The sequence below is a fragment of the Acidovorax sp. Leaf73 genome (assembly GCF_916855635.1).
GTDB classification, from domain to species: domain Bacteria; phylum Pseudomonadota; class Gammaproteobacteria; order Burkholderiales; family Burkholderiaceae_C; genus Acidovorax; species Acidovorax facilis.
Genome location: NZ_CAKASI010000005.1, coordinates 474,677 through 489,751, shown reverse-complemented (window position 1 = coordinate 489,751; position 15,075 = coordinate 474,677). Strand labels below are relative to the sequence as shown.

At 62.2% G+C, this 15,075-nt stretch carries 12 protein-coding genes; 1 reads left to right on the top strand and 11 read right to left on the bottom strand.

The features are described 5' to 3' along the window. Positions 1-20 precede the first annotated feature (20 nt). From trbE to LPA35_RS18970, 9 genes are all read right to left on the bottom strand, one after another. The gene (gene trbE / locus LPA35_RS19010; RefSeq protein WP_228898189.1) at positions 21-2,447 is read right to left on the bottom strand and encodes a conjugal transfer protein TrbE; all 2,427 of its coding nucleotides are present in this window, start codon (positions 2,445-2,447) and stop codon (positions 21-23) included. Between the two features lie 22 nt (positions 2,448-2,469). Next, positions 2,470-2,748, bottom strand: coding sequence for a VirB3 family type IV secretion system protein (locus tag LPA35_RS19005; RefSeq protein WP_228898188.1), 279 nt, complete (start codon positions 2,746-2,748; stop codon positions 2,470-2,472). Further along, the gene (locus LPA35_RS19000; protein ID WP_228898187.1) at positions 2,745-3,077 is read right to left on the bottom strand and encodes a TrbC/VirB2 family protein; all 333 of its coding nucleotides are present in this window, start codon (positions 3,075-3,077) and stop codon (positions 2,745-2,747) included. Before LPA35_RS19000 ends, LPA35_RS19005 begins: the two co-directional genes overlap by 4 nt. Next, entirely contained in the window at positions 3,074-4,123 is a 1,050-nt protein-coding gene (gene trbB / locus LPA35_RS18995) for a P-type conjugative transfer ATPase TrbB (RefSeq protein ID WP_228898186.1), read from the bottom strand. Before trbB ends, LPA35_RS19000 begins: the two co-directional genes overlap by 4 nt. After that, positions 4,107-4,577 (bottom strand): CopG family transcriptional regulator, encoded by a 471-nt coding sequence (locus tag LPA35_RS18990; RefSeq protein ID WP_218299951.1) that lies wholly within the window; start codon positions 4,575-4,577, stop codon positions 4,107-4,109. Before LPA35_RS18990 ends, trbB begins: the two co-directional genes overlap by 17 nt. Next, entirely contained in the window at positions 4,574-6,574 is a 2,001-nt protein-coding gene (locus LPA35_RS18985) for a conjugal transfer protein TraG (protein ID WP_228898185.1), read from the bottom strand. The genes LPA35_RS18990 and LPA35_RS18985 overlap by 4 nt, the downstream gene beginning before the upstream one ends. A gap of 258 nt (positions 6,575-6,832) precedes the next feature. After that, the gene (locus tag LPA35_RS18980; protein ID WP_228898184.1) at positions 6,833-7,717 is read right to left on the bottom strand and encodes a LysR substrate-binding domain-containing protein; all 885 of its coding nucleotides are present in this window, start codon (positions 7,715-7,717) and stop codon (positions 6,833-6,835) included. Between the two features lie 68 nt (positions 7,718-7,785). Further along, positions 7,786-8,271: a limonene-1,2-epoxide hydrolase family protein gene (locus LPA35_RS18975; protein WP_228898183.1), complete on the bottom strand. Its 486-nt coding sequence runs from the start codon at positions 8,269-8,271 to the stop codon at positions 7,786-7,788. A gap of 46 nt (positions 8,272-8,317) precedes the next feature. Continuing rightward, positions 8,318-9,076, bottom strand: coding sequence for an SDR family NAD(P)-dependent oxidoreductase (locus LPA35_RS18970; protein ID WP_228898181.1), 759 nt, complete (start codon positions 9,074-9,076; stop codon positions 8,318-8,320). Between the two features lie 227 nt (positions 9,077-9,303). Here LPA35_RS18970 and LPA35_RS18965 point away from each other — a divergent pair, with 227 nt between their 5' ends. Further along, complete coding sequence (locus LPA35_RS18965) at positions 9,304-10,113, top strand: AraC family transcriptional regulator (protein ID WP_228898179.1); 810 nt, start codon at positions 9,304-9,306, stop codon at positions 10,111-10,113. Positions 10,114-10,119: 6 nt separating this feature from the next. Here LPA35_RS18965 and LPA35_RS18960 read toward each other — a convergent pair whose 3' ends face one another. Then, entirely contained in the window at positions 10,120-13,587 is a 3,468-nt protein-coding gene (locus tag LPA35_RS18960) for an indolepyruvate ferredoxin oxidoreductase family protein (RefSeq protein ID WP_228898177.1), read from the bottom strand. 440 nt (positions 13,588-14,027) lie between these two features. Beyond that, positions 14,028-14,705, bottom strand: coding sequence for a glutathione S-transferase family protein (locus LPA35_RS18955; RefSeq protein ID WP_228898175.1), 678 nt, complete (start codon positions 14,703-14,705; stop codon positions 14,028-14,030). Positions 14,706-15,075 lie beyond the last annotated feature (370 nt).

Here is a 15,075-nt window from a genome sequence, read left to right as displayed (position 1 = left end):
GCAGTTCATGAAAACCTCCTTCAGTGGTTTGAAATCGCAGGAAGCGGTGGAAACGAAGGGATGAGATCCGCAGCCCATTCCAGGCCACGATGGCGCAGCCAGGCGGCCGCGAAGTCCTGGCGGGTCGCCGAGGCCACCTCGTCGATGTCCCGCTGGTGCTCCTGAGACGAAGCCCCTGCAAACGCCAGAGCCACGGGCCCCAGCCCAAGGTCGAACACCCGGTTGCCCAAACGGGACTGGTAGTAGTAGTCGCGCTTGGGCGTGGCCTGCGCGACGATGTCGATCTGCCGGCCGTTGAGCCCGAAGCCCTCGTAGATCACCCGGATCTGCGGCTCGGTCGCCTGCGGGTTCGGCAGAAAAATCCGGCTCGCGCAGCTCTCCACGATGGCGGGCGCAATGCTGGAGCCCTGGATGTCCGCCAGCGACTGGGTGGCGAAGATGACCGACACGTTCTTCTTGCGCAGCGTCTTGAGCCACTGGCGAATGCGCGTGGCGAACACCGGGTCGTCCAGGAACAGCCAGGCCTCGTCGAGGATCAACAAGGTTGGTGCCCCATCAAAACGCCGCTCGAAACGCGCGAACAGATAGGAAAGCACGGCCAAGGTCGCCGCCTTGCTGTGCATCAGTTCTTCCATCTCGAAGCACTGAACCGACGAGGACCCCAGCCGGTCTACGTCCGCATCGAGCAGCTTGCCGTGGGCACCGCCGAGCACATAGGGCTGCAGCGCCTGACGCAGGGCATTCGACTGCAGCAGCACAGACAGTCCAGTAAGGGTGCGCTGTTCCACCGGAGCGCTGGCTAGGCTGTTGAGGGCGGACCAGACCGCATCCTTCTCGGCCGGGCCCACAGCCACACCCTCGTGGATCAACCGACCTTCGACCCACTCAGAGGCCCATGCGCGGTAGCCCTCCTGGTCGATGCGCGCCAGCGGCTGAAAAGCGATCTCGCCGTCAAGTCCTAGGTCATAGTGCTCACCGCCGAGTCCCAGGACGGTGGCCCGCATCGAGCGCCCCATGTCAAAGGCCAGGATGCGCGAGTTCGGGTAGCGCCGGAATTGCAGCGCCAGGGTGGCGAGCAGCACCGACTTGCCCATGCCAGTGGGTCCGACGACTAGGGTGTGGCCCACGTCGCCAATGTGCGTGACCAGCCGAAACGGCGTGGCGCCGTCCGTGCGCGTGACGATCAGCGGCGGCCCGTCGAGGTGCCTGTTGCGCTCTTGACCAGCCCAAACTGCCGACACCGGCATCATGTGCGCCAGGTTCAAGGTCGAGACGATGGGCTGGCGCACATTGGCGTACGCGTTCCCAGGGATCGAGGACAGCCAGGCTTCGACCGCGTTCAGGGTCTCGGGGATGGTCACGAAGCCCCGGCCCTGGATGGTCCGCTCCACCGCGCGCAGCTTCTCGTCGGCGGCGGTCGCGTCCGCATCAAGCACCGTCACCGTCGCGGTGACATAGCCAAACGCCACCTGGTCGCTGCCCAGAGCCTGCAACGCAGCATCGGCGTCTGCTGCCTTGTTGGACGCATCCGAGTCCACCAGCGGGCTCTCCTGCTGAAAGATGGTCTCGCGCAACAGCGCCACAATGTTCTTGCGCTTGGCGAACCACTGGCGGCGAAGTCGGGTCAGTCCCGTCTCTGCTTCCGCCTTGTCCAGGCAAAGAAAGCGTGTGCACCAGCGGTAGGCGAAACCCAGCCGGTTCAGGTCGTCCAGCACACCCGGCCACGTCGACGTCGGAAACCCCCGCACCGACAGCGTGCGCAGATGCATTCCTCCCAGCATCGGCGCCAGTCCACCCACCAGCGGCTCATCCGCCAACAGCGCATCCAAGTGCATCGGCACCTCCGGCACCGACACCCGATGCCGACGCGTAGACACGCAGTCGTGCAGATAGGTCAGGGTCTGCGCGTCGTCCAACCACCCGATCTCCGGCATCACGCCGTCCAGCAGGTCCAGAAAGCGCAACGACTCGGACACAAATGCCTCAAGGCGATCGCGCCAGTCCACGCCGTCGGTCTTGCTGTTCTCATAGAGCAGCTTGGCGGCGCGCGCACGGCCCTCTTCGGGTGGCAGGTAGACCAGCGTGACGTGGTAGCGGCTCTCAAAGTGGCTCGCGTCCTCTTCAAAGGCAGAACGCCGCTCTTCGTCGACCAGCCAGGACAACGGTTCAGGAAACACAGACCGCGGGTAGTCACCCGCCTCCCGGCGCTCGGCCTCCACAAACAACGCCCAGCCCGAGCCCAGGCGCCGCAGCGCATTGTTCAGCCGCGCCGAGGTGGCAATCAGTTCGCCCTGCGTCGCACTGTCCAGGTCCGGCCCCCGGAACCGCGCCGTGCGCTGGAACGCACCGTCCTTGTTCAGCACAACACCGGGCGCAACAAGTCCGGCCCAAGGCAGCCAGTCGGACAGCAACGCGGGGCGCCGCCGGTATTCAGCGAGGTTCAGCATGGGGTGTTCTCCATAACTGGCCTCAGACATCCAGCAGCACACGGTGCTTGATGTGCCGCGCAAACACCTGCATGAACTGCGCATCCATGCGAACACCCCAGACCGCCAGTGAATGCCCGGCGATCCAGAGCACCAGGCCAGGAATCCACAGTTGCAGGCCGAGGCCCACCGCGGCGGCCAGGGTGCCGTTGGTGATCGCCACCGTGCGCGGTGCGCCGCCCATCAGGATGGGCTCGGTCAGGGACCGGTGCAGCGGCACTTCAAAGCCCGGCATAGAGTCAGCGATGGTGCTGCTATTCATGCCAGCACCGCCCCACCAGCGAACGAGAAGAACGACAGAAAGAAGCTGGATGCCGCGAATGCAATAGACAGCCCGAAGACGATCTGCACCAGCTTGCGGAAGCCGCCCGACGTGTCGCCAAACGCCAGCGTCAGTCCCGTCGCAATGATGATGATCACCGCCACGATCCGGGCCACCGGCCCCTGGATGGATTCGAGGATGGACTGCAGCGGGGCTTCCCACGGCATGTTGGAGCCAGCGGCATGGGCCGGCACGGCAATGGCCAGCAGTACGGCCGCCACGGCGGCAGCCTGCCAGAGAGGTTTTACGGAAACACGGAAATGCGTCATGGCGGTTCTCCAGAGGTTGAGGAAGAGGAAGCAGGGGAAGAGGAAACCCAAGGCAGTGGCCCCAGCGTGGTGTCCAGCTGGTAGCCCTGGCTGTCGTGCCCGGTGACGCGAGCGATCTCGCGCACGCGCCTAGCCCTCCCCCGCCCCGCAATGAAAACGATCACATTCACCGCCTCGGCAATCAGCGCGCGCGGCACGGTGACGGAGACTTCCTGCACCAGTTGCTCCAGACGCGTGAGCGCGCCCAGGGCGGAGCCCGCATGCACGGTGGCGATGCCGCCAGGATGGCCCGTGCCCCAGGCCTTGAGCAGGTCCAGCGCCTCGGCGCCGCGCACCTCTCCAACCACGATGCGATCCGGCCGCAGGCGCAGGGTGGCGCGCACCAGGTCGGCCATAGTGGTCACGCCGGGCTCGGAGCGCATGCCCACGTGATCGTCCGATCGGCACTGCAGCTCCATCGTGTCTTCGAGGATCAGCACCCGGTCCCGGGTCTGGGCGATCTCGTCCAGCAGCGCATTGGCCAGCGTGGTCTTGCCGGTGCTGGTGCCGCCCGCCACCACGATGTTCAGGCGCTCGTGCACGGCGGCACGCAGGAAGGCAGCCTGGGTCTCGGACATCACGCCATCCGCCACATAGTCGGCCAGGGTCAGGATGCGCAGCGCCCGCTTGCGGATAGCGAACGAAGGCGCTCGCACCACGGGCGGCAGCACCCCCAAAAAACGTTCCCCCGTCTCTGGCAGCTCGGCCGAGAGGATGGGCAAGCCTGCATGTACCTCGGCACGCACATGCGCAGCCACCAGCCGGATGATGCGTTCGGCCAAGGGTGCGGGCAGCGCAGCGCCAGCGGGCTCTCGCCCCGAGCCCAGCCGATCCACCCACAAAGAGCCGTCCGGGTTGAGCATGACTTCGACCACCTCCGGGTCTTCGAGGGCTGCAGCGATCTCCGGTCCTAAGGCCGTGCGCAGCATGCGGACGCGCCGGTCCAGAGAAACCGCCGCATTGCTGACGCCCTCGCGGCCCGATTCCTGGTCAGGCCTGCGCGCCATCGGCACTCCCGGTTTCAGGTTCTGGATCCGGGTCCGCGCTACTGCCTGCCGGCTCGATCTCCTCGTGGACCTCCCGCACCAGGCTGCGACCGCGCTGCAGGTGGCGGGCCAGCTGCTCGATAAACTGTGCGAAACGCGCTCGCCCCTGGGCCCGGGCCGCCTCCTGGTGCCCCTCGGGCACCGGGATCGAAACCGTGAGGAAGTAGCGGACGTAGAGCGCCACGGTCTCGATCAGGATGTTCTGGTCGCGCTCCAGGCGATCAAACTGCCGGGAGAGTCGGTCCAGCCGCTTGGCCATCGCCGCTTCGCGCTGGTCGCCGCCATCGGGCGAGAGGAACGAAGAGAGTGCTGCCGCGACTATCGCGGACTTGGATACGCCTTTGTGCACGGCCAGTTGGTCCAGCCGCTTGGCGTGCGCAGGCTCGATGAAGATGTTCAGGCGGGCGCGGCTCATAGCGCAATCCCGTCGTCCGGATCCAGCGCCGCCAGCCGTGCGGTGCGCATGAGCTGCCGGTCCACGTCCTGGGGCCGCAGTGGCACATCGTCATCATCGTCCAGCAGCATCAGGTCACCGGTGGAGGGCTCCTCCTTATCGACAGGTGCCATCTCCAGCTCGGGCTTGAGCTGATGTCCGCCTTCGTCGGACCCCCTCCCCTCTCCGTCGACGATCTCCGCTTTGGTCGCCACGGGCGGAGCCAACCCACTCCAGTCATCTTCCCGCACTGCAGGCCGATCTGCATACGCCCCTGCGACCAGCACCGGCGCCTTCAACACCCTGCCCGTGAAATTGCGATCCAGGTAATAGCGCAGCTTCTTGGCCTTGATGGGAGGGTGGCCGGAGACCATCACCACCTCATCCTCAGGCGGTAGCTGCATAACCTCTCCGGGCGTGAGCAAAGGGCGTGCCGTCTCCTGGCGCGACACCATCAGGTGGCCCAGCCAAGGAGCGAGCCTGTGACCGGCATAGTTGCGCTGGGCGCGCAGCTCGGTCGCGGTACCCAGCGCCTCAGATATCCGCTTGGCCGTGCGCTCATCGTTGGTCGCGAACGCGATGCGCACATGGCAGTTGTCGAGGATCGAGTGGTTGGGTCCGTAGGCCTTGTCGATCTGGTTCAGGGATTGGGCGATCAGGAAGGCTCGCAGGCCGTAACCGGCCATGAAGGCCAGGGCCGATTCGAAGAAGTCGAGGCGCCCGAGGGCTGGAAACTCGTCGAGCATCAACAGCAGCTTGTGCCGGCGCTCGATTCCGTCCGAGCCATCCAGCGACTCGGTGAGGCGGCGGCCGACCTGGTTGAGGATCAGGCGAATCAGTGGCTTGGTGCGGCTGATGTCGGAAGGCGGCACCACGAGGTACAGCGAGACCGGGTGCTCAGCCGAGATCAGGTCGGCAATGCGCCAGTCGCAGCGAGAAGTCACCTCGGCCACTGTGGGGTCGCGGTACAGGCCCAGGAAACTCATGGCGGTGGACAGCACGCCCGAGCGTTCGTTCTCGCTTTTGTTGAGAACTTCGCGGGCGGCAGACGCCACCACGGGGTGAACACTCTCCGCCAGATGGCGCGTGGTCATCATGCGGTGCAGCGTGACCTCGAAGGGACAGGCCGGGTCGGACAGGAAATTGGCGACGCCGCGCAGGGACTTGTCTTCACTCGCATAGAGCACATGCAGGATCGCACCGACCAACAGTGCGTGGCTGGTCTTCTCCCAGTGGTTGCGCCGCTCCAGCGCCCCTTCGGGATCCACCAGGATGTCAGCGATGTTCTGCACGTCGCGGACTTCATGGTCGCCGCGGCGGACTTCGAGCAGAGGGTTGTAGGCGGCCGACTTCGCGTCGGTGGGGTTGAAGAGCAGACAGTGCGAGAAACGTGACCGCCAGCCTGCGGTGAGGTTCCAGTTCTCACCCTTGATGTCGTGGATCACGGTGGAGCCAGGCCAGGAGAGCAGCGTGGGCACCACCAGCCCGACGCCCTTGCCCGAACGGGTGGGCGCGAAAGCTATCACGTGCTCCGGGCCTTCGTGGCGAAGGTAGGACTCCCCCTTGCCGGGAGCCTTACCTAGGAAAACCCCGGCAGGGTCCGTCAGGCCAGCCTTTGCGATCTCGTCCTGCTCAGCCCAGCGTGCAGAGCCATAGGTTGTGACCTGCCCGACCATCCGCGCACGCCACACGGCCAACGCAATGGCAGCTCCCGTGGCAAACATCCCGCTCGATGCCGCGATGATTCCGCCTCGCTCGAAGATCTCCGGTGCATAGGCGTCGTAGAAGTACCACCACTCGAACACCTTCCACGGCTCGTAGAGGGGGATGCCGAAAACATCGAACAATTCAGGGCCGAGCCTGGACTGGTAGCCCAGCGCATTTGCAGTCCACTGTGTGGCTGCCCACACGCCACCCAGTGCGACACCCAGCACAAGGAAAATTTGTCCGAACAGGATGCCGGTCGATACAGTCGGCATAAGGGGCCACCTCCTTGGCGTATGGATTCCAGCAAGCACGCTCCAATACGGCACGCAGGCATAGAGTCTGGAATCGAAACGCTGTGGATCACACCCGCTGGAGCGTGAAGCGGCGTACGCTGGCGGGATAGTTGGTTCGCGACTATTGGCGACTCTCGGCGCAAGCCGCCAAGCGGACAGAGCTTCGCAGCAGATGCGAGCTAAGTCCAAAGCCAATATTGCGAGTTGCCGGTGTGGGAGAGCCCATCACCGTAACTCTCATTGCAAAGATGTAGCGTGAGTAACGAACCGATGCAGAACTGACCGAGAGGCCGACTTCAAGGACTTGTGAACCACGTAAGTGGTGAAGTGGATTGGCTCAGCAAGTCGAACCACCACTATGTCTTCGCGATTCAGCGTTCGCATGTGATCTGCTCCGGCAATTCCCACACCCAGGCCGGCTGCCACTCGGGTGAGATAGCCGGTCAACGTACGTGCCTCGGCAACTGGCGTATGAGAAACAGAATACTGCTGAAGTACATTTCTCACCTGCTGGCACAGCCCCGGATGAGAGGCCGCTTGGCAAGCAATTGCGGGAAACCGAAGGAGTTCCGCGAGAGAAAGCACTTGATGCCCAGCAAGCTCATGCGTCGGCGACAGGATCGCCACACCCGGACTAACCCAAGCAGGCTGTTGAGAAATGGTGTCGTCATGCGGTAGGCCGAAAGAAAACCCCACGTCAAGCTCCTCACTTCGCAGAGCGGTGAGCAATTCCACTGCACCCATTTCTGTGAGTTCCAAAGGAACGTCTGGAGAAATTGTCCGCCAGCGGGCCAGACACTCTGCCAGTTTCGGTTGCGAGTAGCTTTCATCCACACCTATGCGCAATGGCTCTCGGTAGCGCGCATCCGTCTCGCGCACAACGCGTTTCGCGCGCTCCAAGCGTATGACAAGCCTACGTGCATGATCGAGCAGTTTGTCTCCTGCGGGGGTGAGTTCGAGCCGACGAGGCCTACGGACAAAAAGAACTACACCCAAGCGCTCTTCCAAATCACGGATGGCGCGCGATAGAGGCGTTTGGTCGATATGAACACGTTCTGCCGCTCTACGAAAATTCAGCTCTTCAGCAACCGCGATGAAATAGAGCAAATGTCGGATATCCATCGTCTTACTCCGTCAGTACGCGCTAACAGCGCATATCCAATCTGCGGCTTATATCGCTTAAGAGAAACCTATCGGTGATCTTTCGATATTTTTTTGGCGAAGTTGACATCGAAGTAGTCTCGCCAGGCGACGATGCAATCACCTTCCACCTCAAAGATACCCATCACCTTCACTGCGACGATCGCGCTCCCGTCTGAGCGTACGAAGCGATCCAGTCGCTCGGTTAGAACCAGGTTCCCATCCGCAGCGATGGCAAGCATGTCGAAATGGACGGCAGCTATGTCCGGCGATCTGCCGGGCCGCTCTAGAAAGGCAATGGCCTCTTCAATGCCCGTAGTAATCGATACGCCTTCATTGACCCAGACGGTTCGGTGAGTGAACCATCGCCGAATTGCGGCTTTGCCGTTGTCAACAGAGAAGGCGGCGCTGAAGGCGGTGACAGTTTCGAGGGGTGTTGGATTTTTTTTGCCCTTTGCCTTGCTAAATGTGTCGCACGTCTGAGACCAGGCACACGTGGAGAGCAATACGGCGGCGATTGCTAGCGCATACTTCATTTGAAAGATCTCTAAGTGGTTTTGGAGTGCAATGGGATAGGTGGGGTTACAGCAGCTGCCCGCCCGACACATCAAACGATGTGCCATTGGCCCAGGCCAAGTCGCTGGAAAGAATGGCCGCAACGGCTCGCCCGATGTCATCCGGTTGGCCCACACGGCCTAGTGCGATGCCCTGGGCCACATAGGCATTGATCCCCTCGTTGTCACGCACCGCCCCCCCCATGAAGTCGGTCGCGATAGCACCCGGTGCAATCGCGTTCACCCGGATGCGACGCTCGCCCAGTTCGACCGCCATGTAGCGAGTCAATACTTCGACGGCAGCCTTCACCGCTGCGTAAACGCTGTAGCCGGGTAGTGTGAAACGCGTGAAGCCCGTGGACATATTCAGGATGCTGCCGCCGTCTTCGAGAAGGGGCAGCAACCGTTGCGTCAGGAACAGCGGTGCGCGCAGATGAGCGTCAACCAGGGCATCGAACTGTGCTTCCGTCGTATCGGTAAAGGGGGCGTGCAAACCAATGCCAGCGTTATTGACGAGGTAGTCGAAGCGCGCATGTTGAAAGTGCTCTTGCAATGCAACGCTCACGGCTTCGCCGAACTGGGCAAAGGAGGTGGTGTCTGCGACATCCAGCCGGAGCATCACCGCCTTGCCGCCCTTTGCCTCGATCTCTCGTTGAAGCGCCTCAGCTTCATTCTGGCCGGTGCGATAGGTTCCGATAATGCCGACACCTCGTTCGGCCAGATGGAGGGCCATGTTGCGGCCAAGCCCACGGCTTGCGCCGGTAATCAGAGCAATTTTTGTAGTCATCAATGACCTCACTTCATTTGCGTGCTTGAAATGGCGGACATCGCCAAGAGCGCACAATTTATGGCGAAGCGCCTTTCAGGGCTTGCCCGATGCACTTGTTCTTTTGCACGATCGACTCAACCACTGACATACCCGCCGAGCCACCCATGGAAACCCACCTTTCGAGCCCACTGGAAACTGTGTTGCACAGCATCCGACCCGGTACCTTGAGATCAAGCATTCCCCGCATGGAGCTGCATGTTGATCAAGGGCAAGAAGGCGAGAACGCTTGCCAGTACCGCGCCATGGCCTGCTTCGTCCTGCAAGGAAGCAAGCGCGTCTCCTTCAGTGACAAGGTGCTGCGTTACGAGGCGGGCCACTATCTGGTAAGTGCGCTGGATTTGCCGCTCATGGGGCAGGTTTACAGCGATGCGCGCCGACGGCCCTACGTAGCTCTGACGCTGGTACTGGACCCTGTGCTGCTCAATGAGTTGATCCTGTCCATGCCTGCCCCGCGCGACGGCAAAAGCAGCGAGTTTGGGCTATCGACCGCACCCATGACTCGGGAGCTTGAAGATGTCTTGGCCCGTGCCTTGGCGCTAATGGATCGGCCTCAGGACATCCCCGTCCTGGCTCCGCTGGTGGAGCGAGAGTTGCTGTACCGATTGTTGTCGGGCCCCCACGGAACGCTGTTGCGCCAGATTGCCAGTGCGAAAGGACCGCTGCCGAAGGTCCGAAAGGCCATCGGCTGGATTGGCCAGAACTTCAACCGGCCCATCAAGATCGATGACGTCGGTGCAGCATGCGGGATGAGCCGTGCGAGTCTGAATCGAAGCTTTCGGGAAATCACAGGCCTCAGCCCGTTGCAGTATCAGAAGCAGCTTCGGCTACTCGAGGCTCGCCGCCTGCTGATCGGCGGCGAGCACAACGTGTCCGGCGCGGCTTTCTCTGTTGGATACGAGAGTTCATCGCAGTTCAGCCGTGACTACCTGAGGCACTTCGAAGTCAGCCCCAGCCAGGACCTGCGACGCGCTACGCATGTTAACTCTGGTCCTTAAAACTCGTCATTGGCCTATTACGTTGAATTCTGCAAACAGCTCCAATTGGCGAGTTTGAGCCGCAATTGCATTGCGCTCTTTAACATGTCCATAGCCTTTGATGCTCTGAGGAAGCTTCGCCAACGCGACCGCCGTTTTTAGTCGGTCTGCGGTCAGCTCACGCACCACGGATCGGACCAGAGCCTCGAATTCGTGAACAGCCGCACGTTCTGCCCGGCGTTCACTCGTATAGCCGAAGATGTCGAAAGGCGTGCCGCGCAGCCGCTTGGCACACGCCAACCACTTGAAGGCGCTACCAATCCAGGGGCCGTAGGCGCGCTTCACGAGATGACCGTTTTGGTCCCTGCGGGACAGCACCGGTGGCGCCAGGTGGAAGCGCAGTTGGAAATCACCCTCAAATTGAGCGGCCACCCGATCAAAGAAGCCCGTCTCCACGTACAGCCGCGCGACCTCATATTCATCCTTGTAGGCCATCAACTTATATAAGCTCACCGCCACTTCGCGCGACAGGCGATCACCGCCAACACGCTCACGTTCGACGGAGGCAATCTCACGCACGAAGGCTTCATAGCGCGCGGCGTATGCGGGATCCTGGTACTTCGTGAGCCTGCCGACACGATCTTCCACGAGGCGTTGCAAAGAGGGCAAACGCTCGGGCATCATCACCACAGACATGGGGCGGCCCAGGCCAGCAGCGCGCAGCACAGCTGGCTCATCCAGAACCGCTTGCCGCCCCCAGGCAAACGCAGCCTTGTTCATCGCTACCGCAGCGCCGTTGAGTTCAATCGCTCGCAGTAGAGACGGCTCCTGTAGCGGAATCAAGCCCTTCTGCCATGCGTAGCCGAGCAGGAACACGTTGGTCGCCACAGCGTCACCCATAAGAGCGGTCGCAATGGAGGTGGCAGCCAGTGCTCCAGTTTCTTGCGTGGTGTCCCGCACCCGTTGCAGCATCGCGTCCGCAGACGTGGACCACTCCGGGTCCAGAGCAAAGGCACCTGTCGGTGCGACGTCCGTATTCATGACGGCCCGGGTACGGCCGGGTGCCATCGTGAGCAAGGCATCTTTGCCGGCAGCGACCATGAGATCGCAGCCGAGCACCACATCGGCCTGCTGGGCCGGTACACGCGCAGCGGTTACCTCGTCCGGACTGGCGCACAGCCGAACATGCGACATCACCGCACCGCCCTTTTGCGCGAGACCGGCCATGTCCAGTACAAGTACACCCTTGCCTTCGAGGTGAGCTGCCATGCCGATCAGCGCACCGATGGTCACAACGCCGGTACCGCCCACGCCGGTGACGACGATGTTGCACGCCCCGACCAACGGCAACAATGTCGGCGATGGCATATCTGTCGGAGGCAAAATCGCCATCTTGGCGGCCTTCCGCAGCGTCCCACCTTCTACAGTGACAAAGCTTGGGCAGAAGCCTTTGACACAGGAATAGTCCTTGTTGCACGAGCTCTGGTCGATCGCTCGCTTGCGGCCCAGCGGCGTCTCCAGCGGCATGATCGAAACGCAGTTGGACTGCACGCCACAGTCGCCACATCCTTCACAGACCTCCTCGTTAATGACAACACGACGGGCCGGGTCTACAAGCTTTCCGCGCTTGCGCCGACGCCGCTTCTCGGCCGCGCAAGTCTGTGCATAGACGATTGCCGTCACGCCACGCTGGTCGCGCAAGCTCTTTTGCACGGCGTCGAGTTCGTCACGGTGGTTGACCACGACACCTGGCGGCAGGTCTGCGAGGTCTTTGTATTCCTCCGGTTCATCGGTGACCAAATGGACGCGTTCGATTCCCTCCGCCATGAGCTGCTGAAGGATCTGCGATACCGACAGCGCTCCTTCGACAGGCTGCCCGCCCGTCATTGCGACCGCATCGTTGACCAGGACCTTGTAGGTGACATTGATGCCTGCTGCCTTGGCCGCTCGAATTGCCAGCGACCCGGAGTGGGTGTAGGTGCCATCACCGAGATTGACGAAAACATGTTCCGTGGTCGTAAAGGGTGACTGGCCGATCCAGGTGGCACCTTCACCCCCCATCTGGGAGAAAGTGGCTGTGCGGCGGTCCATCCACTGGGCCATGAAGTGGCAGCCGATGCCAGCTAGCGCCCGCGAGCCCTCAGGCACCTTGGTGCTTGTGTTGTGTGGGCAGCCAGAGCAGAAGTACGGAATTCGCTGCTGGGCCTCCGGTACGGCCAAGAGGGACGCTCCCAGAGTCTGCTTATCGGTCAGTCGCTGCAGTCCGCACTGCGCAAGCTGGGCGACATCGAAGACCTGCACGATTCGCGCGCGGATGATGGCAGCGATCGCGGTGGGGGTCAGGTCCCCATCCTGCGGCAGCAGCGGTCCGCCTGCCGCGTCAAACTTGCCGACGACTCGCGGACGCCGCCCCTGTGGCGCGTGGTACAGCTGGTCCTTGATCTGGTCCTCGATGACGGGTCGTTTTTCTTCAACCACCAGTATCTCGTCCAGCCCTTGCGCAAACTCGCTGACACACTGTGGCTCCAGCGGCCACGGCATGCCAATCTTGAGCAATCGCAGCCCTAGCACCTGTGCGCGTACCTCGTCGATGCCGAGCATGGCCAGTGCCTCACGAACGTCAAGGTAGCTCTTGCCTGCAGTCACGATGCCCAGCTTCGCGCCTGACGCTTCCCAAGGCTGACGGTTCAGCCGGTTCAATCTGGCGTACTCCAGCACTGCGGGCATCCGCTCGCGCACCAACCGGCGCTCCTGCTCCAGCGGCGGGTCGGGCCAGCGAATGTGAAGTCCTTCGGACGATACCGCGTCGGCGTCCGGCAGCCGGATCTCCAACGACATTGGATCGATGTCGAATGAAGTCGAGGTCTCGATGGTGTCACTGACGGCCTTGAACCCGACCCAGCACCCCGAATGGCGGGACATCGCGAAGCCATGCAGGCCGAACTCGATGAATTCCCGCACGCCACTCGGGTAGAGAACCGGAATCATCGCTGCGATAAGCGCGTGTTCACTCTGGTGCGGCAAACTCGACGATTTGCACAGATGGTCATCACCAGCTACAACGAGTACGCCACCGTGCTTCGAGCAGCCAGCGATGTTGCCATGCTTGAACGCATCGCCGCTGCGATCCACGCCCGGCCCCTTGCCATACCAGAGGGAGAAAACACCATCGACGGTAGCGTTCTCGTCGAAATTCACCATCTGCGTTCCCCACACCGATGTGGCTGCCAGCTCCTCATTGAGCCCGGGGACGAACTTGATGCCATGCGCGTCGAGATGCTTGGCGGCCGACCACAACTCCTGGTCGACGGCCCCAAGCGGCGAGCCTCGATAGCCGGACACGAAGCCTCCGGTGTTCAGGCCTGCGGCAGTGTCGCGCTGCTTTTGTGCCAGCAACAGCCGTACGAGCGCCTGTGTTCCCGTCATATACACGCGGCCAGATTGCAGTGTGTACTTGTCTTGGAGGGTAACTGGCGAACGGGAGGAAATATTCATCTTCAGGTCTCAAAGTGTCTTGTGGTCTTGTGGTCTTGGCGGAAAGGCGGATGGCGCGGTGATCGCAGGCAACGTCCACACGTCGCGATAAAGTGGGCTGCGGCGTCACGCAGGCCTGGGCTGCAGTAACCAAAGGCGGGCCATTCGTGCAGCAGGCGGTGAAAGGCAAGTTCACATCCCAGTGGCGCCATTCCGACGTCGATGCACCAATAAGGCCCAGAAGCGAAAGCCACGGGGCTCTGGGTTACCGTGAAAGGTCGATTTGGTCCGGGTGCTCGTAGCGGTGGCTGTCCTTATTGGCGGCCGCGGTCAGGCCAAGCACCGGGCATTCGCGTCGGCACATCTGTCCGACCAGCGCCAAGCCACTGCCAGGCGCACGGCACGCGGTGTACTGGACCGGGCTCTCAAAGGACCGCAGCTCTGATTCGCCTGTTTCTCTTTCAATGTCCATCGGGAACCGTTTGGGGGGCAGGCATTGTCGATATTCCCTGTACCACCGCCGCCGCTTCCTGCGAGCGCATAGCGCGCAGATAGGCGTCCCGCTGCTGCAGACGCTCCCAGTACGCTGACACTGCAGGTGTGAATCGCTCGGCCAACCCGAGGTACTGCGCCAACATCAGTGCATAGCCCACGGAGACATCGGCGGCGGTAAAGCGCTCTGCACACAGGTATTCGTGATCGGCCAGCCGTGGTTCGAGCGTCCGCAACCTGGCCAGGAACCACTTCGCGTAGTCCTCGGCGACCCCTGGTTGCCTGCGTGACGGAGGCTCGAAGCGCGAATAGCGGAGCACGAGTGTTTGCGGGAATGTGAGCGTGGCCTCACCGAAATGCAGGTAGTTGAGGTAGGCGCCGAAATCGCGTTCGGATGGCAAGACTTGCAGCGGAGTCGGCGCGGCTCGCGCGCACAGGTACTGACAGATCGCAGCCGATTCCGTCATGTGCGTTGAGTCGTCCATGAGCAGCGGAATCGTGCCCAGAGGGTTGATGCCGAGGTACTCGCGGGCATGCATACGTGGCGGGAAGGGCAGCATCACCAGCTGGTATTCCAGTTGGAGTTCCTCCAGCATCCACAGCGGACGGAATGACCTTGCGCTCATGCAGTGGTACAGGATGATCATCGTGAAGCTCGCTTTGCAAGAAGGGCGCGGGTAACGCGCGAATGTGTTGTGTGCCCCACCGTGGCGCTGATCCAGGCCGAGTGATCCACCAATCGTTGGAGGTCGATGCCCGTCTGGGCGCCCAGACCGTGGAGCATTCGACCAACTCGACACCATCGGCCACCTGATCGCCCGCAGCGCAATGGAAGGCGTTGACGAGACCCCGGGCAGGCGCCACTAACGTGTTCCATCTTCATTGCCTCCACCACCAGCAGCGGCGCGCCGTTGTCGTGCATGAGCATCACTACCGATGCCTGGGGGATGCCCTGGAAATCAGCCGAGCGCGGGTTGGGTTTACAAGGGACGATTTGCAAAGTGCTCCTCAGTATTT

Bases quoted from the DNA above. Each gene is read 5' to 3' on its own strand.
- LPA35_RS18975 (WP_228898183.1), bottom strand. From the start codon at position 8,271: ATGAAGTATGCGCTAGCAATCGCCGCCGTATTGCTCTCCACGTGTGCC.
- trbE (WP_228898189.1), bottom strand. From the start codon at position 2,447: ATGCTGAACCTCGCTGAATACCGGCGGCGCCCCGCGTTGCTGTCCGAC.
- LPA35_RS19000 (WP_228898187.1), bottom strand. From the start codon at position 3,077: ATGACGCATTTCCGTGTTTCCGTAAAACCTCTCTGGCAGGCTGCCGCC.
- LPA35_RS18960 (WP_228898177.1), bottom strand. From the start codon at position 13,587: ATGAATATTTCCTCCCGTTCGCCAGTTACCCTCCAAGACAAGTACACA.
- LPA35_RS18970 (WP_228898181.1), bottom strand. From the start codon at position 9,076: ATGACTACAAAAATTGCTCTGATTACCGGCGCAAGCCGTGGGCTTGGC.
- LPA35_RS19005 (WP_228898188.1), bottom strand. From the start codon at position 2,748: ATGAATAGCAGCACCATCGCTGACTCTATGCCGGGCTTTGAAGTGCCG.
- LPA35_RS18990 (WP_218299951.1), bottom strand. From the start codon at position 4,577: ATGAGCCGCGCCCGCCTGAACATCTTCATCGAGCCTGCGCACGCCAAG.
- LPA35_RS18965 (WP_228898179.1), top strand. From the start codon at position 9,304: ATGGAGCTGCATGTTGATCAAGGGCAAGAAGGCGAGAACGCTTGCCAG.
- trbB (WP_228898186.1), bottom strand. From the start codon at position 4,123: ATGGCGCGCAGGCCTGACCAGGAATCGGGCCGCGAGGGCGTCAGCAAT.
- LPA35_RS18955 (WP_228898175.1), bottom strand. From the start codon at position 14,705: ATGATCATCCTGTACCACTGCATGAGCGCAAGGTCATTCCGTCCGCTG.
- LPA35_RS18980 (WP_228898184.1), bottom strand. From the start codon at position 7,717: ATGGATATCCGACATTTGCTCTATTTCATCGCGGTTGCTGAAGAGCTG.
- LPA35_RS18985 (WP_228898185.1), bottom strand. From the start codon at position 6,574: ATGCCGACTGTATCGACCGGCATCCTGTTCGGACAAATTTTCCTTGTG.